At 55.3% G+C, this 15,019-nt stretch carries 15 protein-coding genes; 4 read left to right on the forward strand and 11 right to left on the reverse strand.

Annotation, left to right across the window (positions count from 1 at the left end; all coding sequences use genetic code 11):
* The first annotated feature begins 1 nt into the window (after position 1).
* From AC1DFB_RS05445 to AC1DFB_RS05455, 3 genes are read left to right on the forward strand one after another with little or no spacing between them, the layout of a single operon-like run.
* Positions 2 to 949 (forward strand): branched-chain amino acid ABC transporter permease, encoded by a 948-nt coding sequence (locus AC1DFB_RS05445; protein ID WP_480922291.1) that lies wholly within the window; start codon positions 2 to 4, stop codon positions 947 to 949.
* Positions 946 to 1,677, forward strand: coding sequence for an ABC transporter ATP-binding protein (locus AC1DFB_RS05450; protein ID WP_480922292.1), 732 nt, complete (start codon positions 946 to 948; stop codon positions 1,675 to 1,677). The genes AC1DFB_RS05445 and AC1DFB_RS05450 overlap by 4 nt, the downstream gene beginning before the upstream one ends.
* Positions 1,677 to 2,384 carry an ABC transporter ATP-binding protein gene (locus tag AC1DFB_RS05455; RefSeq protein ID WP_480922293.1) on the forward strand — a complete coding sequence of 236 codons (708 nt, stop codon included), beginning with the start codon at positions 1,677 to 1,679 and terminating at the stop codon, positions 2,382 to 2,384. Before AC1DFB_RS05450 ends, AC1DFB_RS05455 begins: the two co-directional genes overlap by 1 nt.
* A gap of 7 nt (positions 2,385 to 2,391) precedes the next feature.
* On the opposite strand, the gene AC1DFB_RS05460 is transcribed toward AC1DFB_RS05455, so the two are convergent.
* From AC1DFB_RS05460 to AC1DFB_RS05480, 5 genes are all read right to left on the reverse strand, one after another.
* Positions 2,392 to 3,144 (reverse strand): outer membrane protein, encoded by a 753-nt coding sequence (locus AC1DFB_RS05460; protein WP_480922294.1) that lies wholly within the window; start codon positions 3,142 to 3,144, stop codon positions 2,392 to 2,394.
* An 81-nt stretch (positions 3,145 to 3,225) separates the two neighbouring features.
* Entirely contained in the window at positions 3,226 to 4,470 is a 1,245-nt protein-coding gene (locus AC1DFB_RS05465) for a DUF3179 domain-containing (seleno)protein (protein ID WP_480590595.1), read from the reverse strand.
* Positions 4,471 to 4,515: 45 nt separating this feature from the next.
* A complete protein-coding gene (locus AC1DFB_RS05470) occupies positions 4,516 to 6,183 on the reverse strand; it encodes a sulfatase-like hydrolase/transferase (protein WP_170393264.1) in 1,668 nt (555 codons plus the stop codon).
* 99 nt (positions 6,184 to 6,282) lie between these two features.
* Positions 6,283 to 7,923: a sulfatase-like hydrolase/transferase gene (locus AC1DFB_RS05475; RefSeq protein ID WP_480922295.1), complete on the reverse strand. Its 1,641-nt coding sequence runs from the start codon at positions 7,921 to 7,923 to the stop codon at positions 6,283 to 6,285.
* Entirely contained in the window at positions 7,920 to 8,198 is a 279-nt protein-coding gene (locus AC1DFB_RS05480) for a hypothetical protein (protein ID WP_170421299.1), read from the reverse strand. Before AC1DFB_RS05480 ends, AC1DFB_RS05475 begins: the two co-directional genes overlap by 4 nt.
* A 239-nt stretch (positions 8,199 to 8,437) precedes the next feature.
* On the opposite strand from AC1DFB_RS05480, the gene AC1DFB_RS05485 reads away from it, so the two are divergent.
* Positions 8,438 to 9,655, forward strand: a complete 1,218-nt coding sequence (locus AC1DFB_RS05485) for a tetratricopeptide repeat protein (RefSeq protein ID WP_480922296.1) — start codon at positions 8,438 to 8,440, stop codon at positions 9,653 to 9,655.
* Between the two features lie 11 nt (positions 9,656 to 9,666).
* Here the strand turns inward: AC1DFB_RS05485 and AC1DFB_RS05490 are convergent, their stop codons facing one another.
* From AC1DFB_RS05490 to AC1DFB_RS05515, 6 genes are all read right to left on the reverse strand, one after another.
* Positions 9,667 to 10,281, reverse strand: coding sequence for a TetR/AcrR family transcriptional regulator (locus AC1DFB_RS05490; protein ID WP_170393260.1), 615 nt, complete (start codon positions 10,279 to 10,281; stop codon positions 9,667 to 9,669).
* 83 nt (positions 10,282 to 10,364) lie between these two features.
* Positions 10,365 to 11,234 carry a polyphosphate kinase 2 gene (ppk2, locus tag AC1DFB_RS05495; RefSeq protein ID WP_480922297.1) on the reverse strand — a complete coding sequence of 290 codons (870 nt, stop codon included), beginning with the start codon at positions 11,232 to 11,234 and terminating at the stop codon, positions 10,365 to 10,367.
* 48 nt (positions 11,235 to 11,282) lie between these two features.
* Positions 11,283 to 12,236, reverse strand: coding sequence for an alpha/beta fold hydrolase (locus tag AC1DFB_RS05500; protein ID WP_480922298.1), 954 nt, complete (start codon positions 12,234 to 12,236; stop codon positions 11,283 to 11,285).
* On the reverse strand, positions 12,226 to 13,143 hold the full coding sequence (gene metA / locus AC1DFB_RS05505; protein ID WP_170393257.1) for a homoserine O-acetyltransferase MetA: 918 nt from the start codon (positions 13,141 to 13,143) through the stop codon (positions 12,226 to 12,228). The genes AC1DFB_RS05500 and metA overlap by 11 nt, the downstream gene beginning before the upstream one ends.
* A 38-nt stretch (positions 13,144 to 13,181) precedes the next feature.
* Complete coding sequence (locus AC1DFB_RS05510; protein ID WP_480922299.1) at positions 13,182 to 14,054, reverse strand: ATPase; 873 nt, start codon at positions 14,052 to 14,054, stop codon at positions 13,182 to 13,184.
* Between the two features lie 49 nt (positions 14,055 to 14,103).
* Positions 14,104 to 15,000, reverse strand: a complete 897-nt coding sequence (locus AC1DFB_RS05515) for a DMT family transporter (protein WP_170511201.1) — start codon at positions 14,998 to 15,000, stop codon at positions 14,104 to 14,106.
* Positions 15,001 to 15,019: the final 19 nt, after the last annotated feature.

Raw genomic sequence — 15,019 nt, forward strand, 5'->3', positions numbered from 1 at the left:
GATGGGGCTACGCTGGTTTCACTTTGCGCTCTGGGGCGGCTTGATTGCCGGAATGTTCCTGTTGCCGCAATTCGTCTCGAACGGGACGATGCGGACGATGATCTTTGCTAACTATCTGGCGATCTTTGCCATCAGTTGGGACGTTCTTTCGGGCAGAACAGGCTATGTAAGCTTCGGTCATCCGTTCCTGATCGGTATCGGGGCCTACACCACGGCAATCCTGACAAAGCGGTTCGACGTCGCGGTTGAAATCTCGATCCCGATCGCCGTGCTTTTCACCATGATTGCTGGCCTGCTGGTATTGCTACCGGCATTGCGTATCCGAGGCAGTTATTTCGCTCTGGTCACGCTGGCCTTCATGGAGTTGCTGTATCAACTGGTTCAGGTCATTCGCCCGGATCTGACCGGCGGAACACGCGGCATGTCGGGTATTCAAACTCTGACGCGCGGCGCGGCGAACGGCTATTACCTGTCCACGACGCTGATGTTGGCAATCGCCGTCAGCATGTGGCTTTTGATGAAGACGCGACTAGGTACGGCCTTGTCTGCCATCGGAATGAACGAGGAAAGTGTGCGCGGTTCGGGCCTCAGCACCACGCGCCTCAAAGCTTTTGCCTTTCTGACAAGTGCGATGATCGCGGGCTTGGGTGGTGCCTTCTACGTTCACTATCTGGGATCGCTTGCGCCGCGTGCGTTGTTTGATATTAACTTCCTGTTCACAATCATCGTTGCGGCACTTCTGGGGGGAACATCGACCATCATTGGCCCCATGATCGGCGCGTTCTTCATGACATTCCTTTTAGAGTATCTGCGACCGGTCCTACCTGGCGCCGAACGGTATTTCGTCTACGGAGCCATAGCGCTGCTCCTCTACATGTATCAGCCGAAAGGCATTGTTGAGCTGGTTCGGCGTGGTTTCAAAGGCCTGGGCAAGGGGCGGACGACATGAGCGTGGCGTTACAGGTTTCAGGTCTGGTAAAACGTTTCGGCGGATTAGTCGCGACGAATGATCTGTCGTTTTCTCTCAAAGAGGGCGAGTCGCTTGGATTGATCGGTCCCAACGGGGCAGGCAAGACGACCGTGTTCAGCCAGATCATGGGTGAGTTGCGGCAAAACGGCGGAACGATCGAACTGTTCGGGCAGGAAATCTCGACGCTGTCGACCCCGCAACGCATTCGGGCCGGGGTCAGCCGAACCTATCAGATCCCACGCCCGTTTGGTGATATGAGCGTTGCCGAAAATATCCGGGTTGGCCTAATGCCCGACAATATCTGGCAGATGATCGTCTCACCCCCAGATAAAGAACGTGAGCGAGAGCTTGCGCTCAGCGTCGGGTTTACAGAAGCGGACTTGAATCGCGCGCCGACAGAACTGGCCATGGGTGATCTGCGTAAACTTGAGATGGCGCGCACAATGGCAACCGCGCCCAAGGTGATGCTGCTGGATGAAGTGTTTGCGGGTCTCACCACAGGAGAGATCGCCCAAATCTCTGATCTCATTCAGTCGATGCGCAAAGATGGGATGACTTTTCTGATCGTCAGCCATGATTTGCCTGCGCTTGAGCCATTGGTCGACCGTGCGATCGCCATTGAACGGGGCACCATGATTGCCGAGGGCTCGTTCAGCGAAGTCATGAACGACAAGGCTGTTCAGGCCTCGTATCTGGGGCGCGCGTAATGTCGTATCTGGAAATCGAAAACCTGTCGGCATTCTATGGCAAGGCGCAAGCGCTAACCGACATCTCGCTCACCGTCCAACCCGGTGAGATTGTCGCTGTGGTGGGTCCAAATGGGGCTGGAAAATCGACCTTGCTGGACAGCATCATGGGGCTAGTCAAAATCGAGGGCGATATCCGGCTCAGGGGGCACAGCCTTGCCGGTCGGACGCCTTCCGAAATTGTACGACATGGCGTGGGTTATGCGCCCGAACGCTTCAACCTGTTTCCCTATATGTCGGTGCGTGACAACCTAATGGTCGGTGCCTTCACGGCCCGCGAAGACATCCAAAGCAATCTGGCAATGGTACACAGCCTGTTCCCGCGTCTCGAAGAGAGGGAAGGGCAGGAGACCTCGACCCAGTCGGGCGGGGAACGTCAGATGGTCTCGTTCGGACGCGCGCTGATGACCAGCCCCGAGCTGTTGCTCGTCGACGAACCGACGATTGGTCTGGCCCCGAAAATCTGTCACGAAATCGCCGAGGTGGTGCGCAAGCTCAACAAGGAATACGGGCTGACGGTTGTGATCACCGAGCAAAACGCCAACTTCGCGCTTTCGCTGGCGAGCCGGATTTACGTGCTCGAGTCAGGACGCATGCAGACATCAGGCACCGCAGACGAGTTGCGGAATGACAAGCGATTGCTCGAGGCTTACTTTGGCGGTCACTAGAAGCCGCTTAGAAGCGGTAAGTCGCGCCAATCAGTGGACCGGATTGGTCGAACTTGAAATCGTTTCCGTCGATGTCGTGGTCGAATGAGATATAGCGGTATCCACCGCGGATCAGCCAACGATCATTAACCGCATAGTCAGCTGTCAGCAGAACCTGCCATGTCTCGCTGCCACTGCGGAAGCCGCCATAGTCTACAAACCCAGTTCCTGACCATTTGTCCGAGAACTTGACGCGTGCGCGGGCCCCGATCACGGGATCGGTCCAGCTTGAATCAACCGTTGTTCGACGGCCGGGGGCCGCGCCTGGTTGCAATTCAAAGTCGGTTTCCGTGCTGAACCACCTGAATCCACCGACAATATCCACATTCGCGGTTTGATCCTCGTAGACCCTATAGCCGACATAGCCGCTGAGAAATTGAGTGGTAAAGGATGTGTCCAAGCCTGAGCTGGCAGGGCCGGGAGTGTCGCTGCTGAAAGAGAGATTGGTATAGTTATAGTCGGCCAACAGAGACCACCGGCCATTTGTGGCGGCAAACGCGGCCATGAAGGCAAAATCGAGATTGTCCAACGCATCGGAAAAACTCAGGGTGCCATCCAGTGTACCCATCGGTGTGCTGAGTGAGGTCTCAGTTTCCGGCATGAAAAGATAGATTGAGGCCTCATATGACCAGTCCGACTGTTGGGCCAAGGCCATTGGTGCCATCGAACCTGCCATTGCGAGGCCAAGCGCCAATCCTGTCCACTTTACTGTCACATCCATTTTCCGTCTCCCGCCAAGAACCTTGAATTGAAATTCCGTTGTCGCCTCATGCCAATCTAGCCAAGCGCAATGTTCATTCTTTCATGCTGCCACGTCTTCGGATTTGCCTGCGCCGTCACCGACACGATTGATATCGGTGCTGGGAAAAAACTCGGACCAGACATGCCAGAACACGCCTGCGCGCAGGGTTTCGACCCGTTGCAGTTGGCCCTGATCAGACATTCCCCAAAAGTCACATTGGGTCACGGGTTGACCGCTGTCATTGTACCAAACGCCCAAGCTTTCAAATTTTGGATCGAGGCTGACGACGATATCCCGCCCGCCGACACGCGCGTTGACGATCCAATCGTTGTCGACAACGAAATCGTCGGTCCAGCAGGTGGCATCCTGTCCGATTGTGATCCCCCAGACATAGGTTTTATTCGGCAGCCGATTGTCCGAACGGTCCATGTTGTCCATCACCGGAGCCTCTTCCTGATGCTGGCGGCCAATGCCCCAGCCGAACGTGATCTCGGTCATCATGTCCAGCAGCCGCAGCAAGGGGTTTGGGGAGGGTTTGTTCAAAAACACCTCGCCTTCCGGGAAAGCCTTTTGAAATCCACGGAAAGTCATCCGATAGGTTGGCCAGGGTGTCATCTGCGCTTCGGGCCGCAAAGGGCACGCGAGGCCGTTTGCATTTGTGTCACGATCCGCTTCGCGAAAGCCGTATATGTGCTGGATGGGCTCACCGGTGTCATTATCACGCAAGATCAGGTTGTTGCCGTGCTGGGCGAGAACCTCAAGGTTTAGCCGTTTGCCTTCGATGCTTGGCGCATAGCCCTGACCGAGATTGGCCATGGCGCAATAGGTCATCACGACGTCTTCTCCGCCCAGCCCCTTTTCATCGCCCGCCAAATGTGGGCGCATGATTTGTGCATCAGGATGGGCGCGGGCATGGCCTTCATTTTCAATCACCATCACGGGGGCAGTCGGCCCGACATATTTGCGGGCCTCGTCGATGGGAAAATACTGCGCGTCATTTAGCTGATTTCTCAGACCTAGATGAACCCAGACATAGGGAAAGCCATAGAGAAGTAGAACAAGTAAAGCGGCAATGAGCCAAAGCCAGAACGGCCCGGCTCCCAGGGCGAAATGCGCGAGCGTTGCGAGAGCAAATGCGCCCAACCCGATGGCAATCAAGCGGTATTCATTGCGGATGAAACGCACCATATTCTCGCGCTTTACCTTCAACAGCATCTGGGACACGTCGCCCAAATCACGGAAGTAGACGAACCCGATCCCAAGTGATCCGATTAAACCCAGTGCGAATAGGAGTAATCCAAGCATGTGATGATCCTAGAAACTTGAGTGAATGACGACGGCGACACCGTGCTATTGCTGCGGGGATTGGCTTTTGATCAGGAAAGCCTCGACCGCTTGTTGGGTTTCGGGGCGCAGGTTCTCGATCCCTTCATAGGGCACGCCATACGCGGGTGGTGTGTCGGGGAATTTCTCTTTGCGGGCCATGTGTCGGCCAAGGATGCGTGCGAATTCCTGCCCGCCCCAGGCGCCAACCTCGGTCGAGACTGAATATTCCTCGCGCGTGTCCCGGTAGAGATCAAAGAACTTTGCCAGAATGGCGCTTTCCCCGGCTCCCGGCAGTTTGAGCTTAAGCTGGTCCTTCACGATCGCCTCGGGTTTGTTCACCGAATAGATGATCACGTGATCTCTGCGCGCTTTGGCTTCGTCCGCAAACAATAGCGCTGCGGATTGATCGACGCCATCCACCAGACGATCTCGCGGGATGTATTGCTCGGCCCCCGCAAAACGTGAAAGCGTTGTATAAAGGTCCGACACGTGAATGATGCTGTTCAGCAAACCATCTGCCTGAATCATCCCCGGCCAGCGAATAAAGGCATCGACCCGAACACCGCCCTCGGTCGTATCCCCTTTGCCACCAGCATATATCATCGGAGTATAGCCCGATTGCGGGGCGTATTTGGTAAAGTGGCCGTTGTCCCCCATAACGATGACGATGGTATTCTCGCTGACCCCCAACTCTGCCATGCTGGCGAACAAATCACCCAGCCATTGATCCAAAAGTTGCATCTTGTCGACATAGAGACCGCCATTCGCGCTTTCGGGACCAGAACGTCCGGCGCGGGTATTATCCAGAGGGATCATCGGCCAATACTGCAGGAAAAAGGGGGTATCGTCGCTGGCAAGACGTTCAAGCTCTGACAAGGTTTTGTCCTGAAAGGCCTGGTTCATCTCATCGTATTTGGCCGCATTCCAGCGCTCACCTGACTCCATCCGAATTTCGCGAATTGGACCGCCCGTTTCGCCTTCGATGACGGTCATCATCGCTGAGGCGTCCGGCCTGAACCAACCGTCCAGCGTGTATTTGTCATCATAATCTCTGATCGCGACCGAGACCTGCTCTTTGATTGCATCATCATTGAAAATCGTCAGCTGACCCTGCTGGTGAATGGCGTGTTGCGCATAGTCAAAGCCTTGGTTCATCGCCCAACTTTCCGCGATATCCCCCATGTGCCACTTGCCAACATGGCTGGTTGCGTAACCAACCTGTTTCAGCACTTCGGCCAACGTCACTTCTGCCCCCGGCAGGCCAAAGCCGGCAATATCAACGGTGGTATCACCCATTCCCATGCGTACAGGCAGCCGCCCTGTCATTTGGGCGACGCGAGTAGGGGTGCAAGAGGGTTCGGTATACATCCGAACCATGCGCATCGCGTCGTCGGAGAAATCGTTGATATTCGGCGTCGAATAACCCCGAACGGCGTTCAACTCGGGTATCCCCATGTCGCCGAATCCCAGATCATCGATCAGAACGCTGATGATGTTCGGTGGCTTGCCGTTGTTGCCTTCGCGAAATGCAGCCAGGGCTTCATCCACAGCCATATCATCCTGGGCCCATTGCTCTGCGCGCTGTGCTTGCAAGATATAGAATTCGGCATCGTGTTGGATTGGGTTTTCTTGCGCGAACGTGCTGCGCGCGGCAAGGCTGGCGAATAAAACCAATACCCCTGAAATCTTCATTCGATATCCCCCGATCATGTGCTGGGCGGAACGCAAACACTCCTGCCGCTGATTTCACATTAAAACATTATCATATTTAAACAGGAATTTCTGTAGCCTTCACTGCTGCCAGCTGGTGAACACATCGCGAGCCAGTTCAGATTCCGGGCGCAGGTTGTCGATGCCCTCGTAGGGGATGCCGCGCCCGATTTCGGAATGCGGGTATTTCGCGATCATCTTCTGATGGCGTTTGATCATGTCCTGAAACGACGCTCCGGCCCAAAGTGAGTAACCGACCAAAGGGTGCAGTTCGCGTGGATCACGATAGATGTTGAAGGTCGGGGCCGCCGCTCCGGGTTGGCCGGGCGCGGGCAGGTGCATTTTGAATTCCTGCTTGACCATCGAGCGCAAAACCGGGCCTTCATAGACATATACATAATCGCGGCGACCGTTGCCTTCACCGTTCAGCAGCAGGGCGGTCTGATCGACACCATCGATGATGCGGTCGCGCGGGATATGATCAGTCGCGCCTGCGATCCGAGCCATTGTGGTATAGATATCAGACACATGAAAGATATCTCCGGCGGCGCTGTCAGCCTCGATTACTCCGGGCCAGCGAATGAATGCATCCGTGCGTACGCCACCTTCCAGATGTTGTGTCTTACCGCCACGATAGATCAGTTGATTGAGCCCCGAAGTTCCTTCGTAGTGGTACATCAGTCCATTGTCGGCCATCAAAACCACAATCGTGTTGTCGGCTTCTCCGGTTTCTTCGAGCTTGACCAGCAGGTCACCGATCCAGCCATCCAGTAGTTGCAGTTTGTCAGCATGAAACCCGCCGTTGCGAGAGATCGCGTTCTCGGCATAAACGAAATTCAGCGGGTAGAGCGGCCAATATTGCAGGAAAAACGGTTCTTCCTCGGCTGCGGCACGCTCCAATTGCTCAAGAGCCTGACGCTGATACCTCTCGTTCATCGCTTCATACTTGGCTTGGGTCCAGACCTCGCCCGGTGACATATCCACCTCTCGGGCGGTGCCGCCTGCTTCTGCCTCGACACCAGTCACCAGTCCGTAGGGTTTGAAACGCTCATCCAGCAGAAACTGATTGTTCTGCCCCTCGGGCACGTATCCGAGCATATTATTCGCGCGCATCGCCTCGGGGGTCATGAGGCTCAGTTGAACTTGTTGATGCAGGGGGAAGGCGGCCCAATCGAAACCTTGGTTGTGGGGGTAGGCCTGTTCGATGTCACCTTGGTGCCACTTGCCAACATGCACGGTGTTGTAGCCAACCTCTTTTAGGATCTCGGGCAGGGTCACCTCGCTGGCTGGAAGGCCTTCGCCTACCAGAGCCACTTTGACTTCTGTCACACCGGCACGCACCGGATGTCGCCCGGTCAGCATCGCCGTTCGGGTCGGCGTGCACGAGGGTTCCGTGTACATTCGCATCAGCGACAAACCTTCGGTGGCGAACTGGTTGATGCTGGGCGTTTCGATGCCCATGACGTAGTTCATCTTGCGATCACCCATCTGACCAAAGCTGATGTCGTCGATCAGGATGTACAGGATATTGGGTGGTTTGCCCCCGTTTGCGTCGCGGATTTCGGCCAGTTTCGCGTCAATCTCAATGTCCTGGGCATCCCAGACCGCGCCGAACTGGGCACGCAGAAATTCGAACTCACCATCGTGAATAATCGGGTTCTGTTGGGCATATGCCGAAGCTGCAGTCAGGATTAGCGCGGGCAAAATGTGTTTCAGGGTCATTTCAAGCCTTTCGTTTTATCCAAATGCCCGGGCGTACCCGGAACGTCTGACAGCTTTGCTTCGATAGAGCTTCGCAAATCAGTAACGGTTTCCGCCAGATCCGCGAGGTACCGAGGGCGAACGCCCGTGTCGGAAAGAGGAGACTGAGCCAACTCGGTCATCATCTCCTGATAGTCGAGGCAAATCCGGTCGAACTCACTGTCTTGGGCGCGCATGTTTCGCAGCAGAACGGAGGTTCCCGGGAATTGTGCGTCAAAGAAGTCTTCTTCGTCCATCCGCGTTGCCTTCGTGGAAATTGCTCATAAAGTATGCATTCCCTAGAATATGACTTGAACGTATTAAGCCGCATGCTACCGTAGCACCATGGGGTCAAGCCATTGTCATGAAAGGATAGTTCTTGACTGCCCGGGCGGATAACAAACAACGTGACACAGCGCCTTCTTTCTCGGATGAGGAGGTGCGAAGTGCTCTTGAGCGGGTATTGAACTCAGGTGGCTTCAAAGGATCTGCCCGAATGCGGGCCTTTCTTAGCTATGTCGTGACCGAAGCGCTTGCGGGCCGCACGGATGAGATCCGCGCCAAGACCATTGCCATGGATGTTTATGGCTACAGCGCCGACGACTTGACCAAGCGGGAAGGGGTTGTGCGCGTTGATGCGGGTCGTGTCAGGCGAAAGCTAAAAGCTTACTACGGAGGTGATGGCGCAACTGATCCCGTGGTGATTTCACTGCCTGTCGGTAGCTATGCACCCGAATTTACGCTGGGGAGTTCGCAAGCCCAGAACCCACAGGGCATTCGGCGAAGCGCGTTGGTCATCGCGTTCTTTCTGGCTTTGATTGGCTTAGGCATCTGGGTATCAGGCTATTACTCAAAGAATGAGCCACGCGGCGCTGTGGGCCGAGGGCAAAGCGCGATTTATGACGTATCTCCCGCCCGGGTAGAAGCGATAAACCTTTGCAGTGCTGGCCGCGATGTGATGTTCCCCGTCGTTGACCTATCGCGCCTGCAACCGGCTTTGCTGATTTTTGAGACGGCGATTGAGCGAGATCCACTGTTTTTCTGCGGCTATGCCGGAGCGGCACAGGTCGAGACCATGCTGGCCATTTTGTTGTTCTTTGAACCGGATGCAGAAAAGTATTTGAAGTCTGCCGATGAAAAAAGCGCCCATGCGATGGATATCGTACCTGATGAGGCCTGGGCGCTCTCGGCGCGGGCCTGGCTGGAATTTGCACTGGGCAATTACGATCGGGCATCGGCCCTGTCTCGCAGAGCCGTAGATCTGGCCCCCACCGATCCGCATGTCGCTGAGTTCGATGCGCTTATTTCACTCTATACTCTGAATTTCGAGCGGATCCTGGCGCAATCTGAATGGTATGAAGAGCTTGCGGAACGCAGCGGCGGGCTTGTCTTTGGCAATGTACTAGGGTCTGCGCATTTTCATACCGGAGACTATGCAGCGGCGATCCGAACTTACGAGGACACGATCGAGCGCGGAGGACCATTTGGGCCGATATCAGCGGCCTATCTGATGGCTGCGCATTGGAACAATGGCGAACAAGTCGAGGCACGGCGTCTCGCCAATGTTTACCAGAAAACTTGGCCTGGTTTTCCGCTGGAGGCCCTGAAACGCCGCGTATTCAAAGAGTCGCAACCGGTTGATGCGCTTATTGCAGGGGTTAGGGCAGCGGGAGTCCCGTTGATCGACGGCGGGACCGCCCGCGAAAGTGATTGACTGGCAGGGTCTTATTCGTCCTGTGCGACCAGACCCAAACCGCGCAGATAGATTCCAATTCCGCTCTCCAGAAGGTCTTCAGGCGGGAAGGGGGAACTTGCGCCGGTATTGCGTGCGAAAAGTTCGACAACACCATGGCTCATGGCCCAGATATGGGCGCTGAACATCGAAGCGGGCGGACGCTTCTCCGGCGGAATATGCTGCGACAGATCGCTGGCGGCCTTTTCAAGCACGTTTTTGGCCCGGTTCGCGGCCAGCGCCAGTTCCGGTGTACGATTGATCGAAATCCCGCTTTCGAACATCGCGATATAATAGCCGGGGTGCTTGCGGGCGAAGGCAAGATAGGCGCGGCCCGTGGCCTCAAACGCCGCAAGCGCCGAGGGTTGCCCTTTGTCATAGGCAAATTGCATCAGGTCGGCGAACATCTCAAACCCCTGACGGGCAGCCTCGGCGATCAGGTCCTCACGCCCTTCGAAATGGCGATAGACGGCTGCGGGAGTGACCCCAGCAGTCTTTGCGGCCTCTGACAATGTAAAACCGGTCGGTCCCTTCTGTTCGATCAGGGACAAGGCGGCCTCCATCAAGGCTTGCTTTAGGTTTCCGTGGTGATATCCGCGTTTCGTCATCCCGGCCTCAGGCGCGTTTTATTGTATATATGCAGCGGTCAGGGCCTAATCCAGCGTAGGCTGAGCAGAGTGTTGCAATTAGCTTATGCATCCCAGATTTCCGGACCACCACTGATCTTTTCATCCGGCATGCCCACCACTTCCAGGTTTTTGCCTTCGTAGTCCAGTTGGCTTAGCACGGTGCGAATGGCTGCCAACCGGGCGCGTTTCTTGTCATCTGATCGAATGATCGTCCAAGGGCAGTTTTCGGAATGGCTTCGTGTAAGGGTTTCGGTAATCGACTGGCTGTATTCGTCCCATTTGTGTAGGCCTGCGATGTCGATCGGGCTGAGTTTCCACTGCTTCAGAAGGTCGGTTTCGCGGGCAAGAAAGCGGTTAAGCTGCTCGGCGCGCCCGACATTCAGCCAGAACTTGAAGATATGTATGCCATCATTGCTAAAACCGGTTTCCAAGGGGAGGACCTGCCTGAAAAACCGTTCACGCTCTTCCGTCGTGCAGAAGCCAAAGACATTTTCGACAACGCCCCGATTATACCAACTGCGATCAAAAAACACGATTTCACCGGCCGATGGGAGATGAGAGATATAGCGTTGGAAATACCATTGGCTGCGTTCTGCGTCCGAGGGTTTGCTGAGCGCCACGTTCCGCGCGCCCCTCGGGTTCAAATTCTCGCGGAACCGTTTGATGGTTCCGCCTTTGCCAGCGGCGTCACGGCCCTCGAACAGGATAGCGATGCGCTGGTCATTCTCCTTGACCCATCGCTGCATCTTGACCAGCTCAATCTGCAGACCTTCCATCTGCTGATCGTATTCCTTGCCTTTAAGCTTTTTGGAGTAGGGGTAGGTCGGGTTCAGAATTTCACCCTTCTTGGCCTCTTCAATAGCCGAGCGTATGGGTTTTGGGGCGTGGTTGTGAAAATAGTTCTCGATAGTGTCCGGGTCTGATTGGGTCATGCACGCCTCGCAATAAAATCCATATCTTACTATGAATTACGGATGGGCTTAACGCAAACCCGCGCGCTCGGCTGCGCGGTCGATTGCGGCGGCAACCTCTGGGGCGGCCACAACCTGCGGCATGTGTCCTATGCCGTCCAATTCGATCAGCTCAGCGCCAGGGATTTGTTCGATCAGGCGCTCGGAATGCCAGCCCAGCCCGACAGTCGTATCCGCGGTACCGTGGACAATTTCGGTTGGCACGGAGATCTCGCCATAGCGGGGTTGAAGCTCGGTGATTTCATCCAGCAGATTTGCACGCTGTTTGGCATTTGCGTGCATCGAAGACTGGCGCATGGTCAAGCCCGGCCCGAAATGCTCGGCATATCCTTCGGGGGCTTTTTGCGGTGCAAACACCTGGTCCAACGCCTTCGTAACAAACCAGTCAGGAACAAATGCGCTGACCAAAGGCAAAGCAAGGGCGTTGCCCGCTGTCGTCGCACCAATAGTGTTGAACGCGTCCAGAGGTGTTTCCCACGGGATCGCCGCCGGAGCGATCAGGACCAAAGCTGCGATGTTGTCGGGCCGGGTGACAGCCCAGGCAAGCGAAACCGAACCGCCATAGCTTTGCCCGGCGACGATCGGTTTTTCTGCGCCTAGTTTCGATGCAACCCGTTGTAGGATTTCCGCTTGTTCGACAATGGTTTCACCGTCGGAGTTAAAGCTATCTGAATATCCAAGACCCGGGCGGTCAAAGACGATGACGCGATAGGTCTCGGCCAGAATTGGGGCCAGCGCAAAAGTCATGTCGCGCGTGTTTCCGCTGGACCCGTGGATAAGCACCACATCCGGCCCTACGCCCATCACGACGGCATGCACAGCAACGCCATCGACATCGACGATCTGGCCTTCTGGCGGAAACGAAGCCTCGGCGCTGCTTTCACGCTGCGCGCTGCGCCATGCGGTCACAAGAGCGAGACCCACAAGCGCAACGCTGAGTGATATCAAAAGCTTACTGGCCAATTTTACTCATATCAAACGGGGTTGTCTGGTAAATTTCATTGATCCAGTTACCATAAAGCAGATGCGCGTGACTGCGCCACCTGTTCTGAGGGTTCTGGCTTGGATCATCGTCGGGATAGTAGTTGATAGGCACATTAATCGGCGTGTTATTTGCGATGTCCCGGTCATATTCCTGTTTGAGCGTATCGCTGTCATACTCAAAGTGATTGAAGATATAGAGCGCCCGATGCACGGGATCTTCGATCAGGCAGGGGCCGACATCATCACTGCCAAGCAAAGTGATCAGATCAGGAACCGCATCGATCTCGTATTGCCGCATCTCGGTCCAGCGGCTGACGGGTATCACGCAATCATCAGAAAAACCACGCAAAAATGGAGACGCGGGTGCTAGGTTCCGGTGCCGGAAGCAGCCAAAGGCCTTCGCATCCAGCATGTGTTTTTCAACGTCGTGGAAATGGTTGATCATCGCCATACCACCCCAGCATACGCCAAATGTGGAATGCACATTGGTCTGGGTCCACTCAAACACTTCGCGGATTTCATCCCAATAGGTGACGTCAGCGAAATCCAGATGTTCGATTGGTGCACCGGTTATGATCAGGCCGTCGAACTTCTGGTCCTTCACCTCCTGAAAAGGATGGTAGAACTCGGCCATATGCTCGGCGGCGGTATTCTTTGTCTGGTGTTCCGTCATGCGGATCAGCGATAGCTCGATCTGCAGTGGGGTCGCTCCGATCAGGCGTGCGAACTGGTTTTCGGTCTGTATCTTCTTTGGCATCAGGTTCAAAAGCCCGATCCGAAGGGGGCGAATATCCTGCCGTGCGGCCTGATCATCAGCCATGACCATGACGCCCTCATTTGTCAGGACTTCAAAGGCAGGCAGGTCGGAGGGGATTTTGATCGGCATTTGGTCACGCTGTTGAAACTGCGAAGGAAGTCTGGAACTTAGGCGGGGTTGGGGCGGGTCTCAAGGGTGCGTTCGATCAACTCATCGAAATCGCCACTATCCCGCACTTTGGCGATGTCATCGGCTGCTATTGTAACGCCCCAATTTCGGGCCATCGCTTCATAGCGTGGCTGCCGGTGCGCCAGCGCTTGCGCATAGGTCCAGCGGATGAATGCATCCGGATCAACCTCGGTGCCGGAACACTTGTTGAGGGCGAGGTATTCGTCCCAAACCCGCTGCAGGAACTCGGCCTTATAGGACATAGGCTTTGGTGCCTTGTCGAAGCGTTTGATCAGTTCTTCAGTGTGGGCTTCATCGCCCTTGATCCAGATCATCAGGGTCTGGCGCGACAATTCGGTCAGAATGTGGTCATTTTGATTTTCAGGCTCTACCCATTCGCAGATTGACCCGCCGGTATCGCAGATAAAGTGTGGATAGCTATAAAGACGATTGGCCCGGTCTATGAAATACTTGGTATCCAACAGGGCATGGATTTCGGCCTGCCGAAACTGGTCTTGCCGCAGTTGATATTCCGAGATTTCAAGGCCGCCCAGATCGGGATTGCCCGGCTTGCCCAGATAAGTCGACACCGGGGTCAGGTTCTGAAACGTGATGTTCGACCCGATATATATTGAATCCGACAGCAAAAGTTCGCGGAGAAAGGGTACTTTCATCGCCTCAGCCTTGGCATTGTCCGCGATATGTTCGCCCATATAGCGGGTGCCGATGCGGTAATCGATTGAATAGTGGAACCAGTCCCCGGCATCTCGCAGCGTGTTTGAGACATAGGATTTTCCCAACCCGGACATACCGAAGAACAACACCTTCTTTCGCGCAGCCTGACGCCAGTCCGTTGCCGAGTTGTAGATCATAATCCACCGTCCCTTGTTTTGCCCTAGCTAAAACGGGCCGCTGGCGGCGTCAATCGCGTCGGCGAGATCGGCTGAGGATGAGCAAGCCGATCGCCAGTACCGTAAAACCAATAAAAGCACGTGGTGGCAAAGCTTCATCGCGCACCAAAGCACCCATTAGGATTGCGATTGGCGGAATGATGAGCGTTACGAGCAGAACATTGCCGCTGCCTGCTTGTTGCAGCACCCGATAGTACAGCAAATAGGCTCCGGCTGTTGCCAGCAGGGCGTAATAGGCGATTGCCAGCCAGGTTTGCAGGGGCAGGGTGAAGGTTGGAACTCCATCGACCAACAACATAACAGGCGTCATCAGGATCGCAGATCCGGTCAACATACCTGCCGCGGCGATCTGAGGGGGAAGGGCGCTCATGTGGATGCGAGCCCAGATGGCTGCAAACGCATAAGAAAGCGTGCCAGCCAGGATCGCAACCTGACCCAGGTTGCTTGGGTTTAGGTTGCTAAACTGTCTGAGGCCAATTGTGATTGAAACGCCCAGAAACCCAAGCCCTACGCCAAGGAGGCGGGTTTTGGTCAGCCTCTCGTCGCGAAAAAACAAGGCCGCTAAAAGGACGCCGAAGATCGCGGTGGCAGCGTTCAGAATCGATGTCAGCCCAGTTTCGACATAGAGCTGCCCCCAGGCCATAAGCGAGAATGGCAGGACATTGTTCAACAGCCCCATGATCAGAAAAATACCCCAGACCTTGGGATCGCTCGGGACCGGTTGGCGTTGAAAGATGATGACGATCCACAACGCCAGCGCTGCCCAAAAAACCCTGTGGAAAACTGATGTTATGACGGGAATCGTATCAAGTGCGATTCGGATCGCAAGGAATGACATTCCCCAAATGACACCAAGCAGTATCAATTCGGACCAAGTGCGAGCTGTGAGTGTTTTCTGAGAAGTCATGGCTTGTTCTGGCATCTCT

The sequence above is a fragment of the Ruegeria sp. S84 genome (assembly GCF_056583445.1).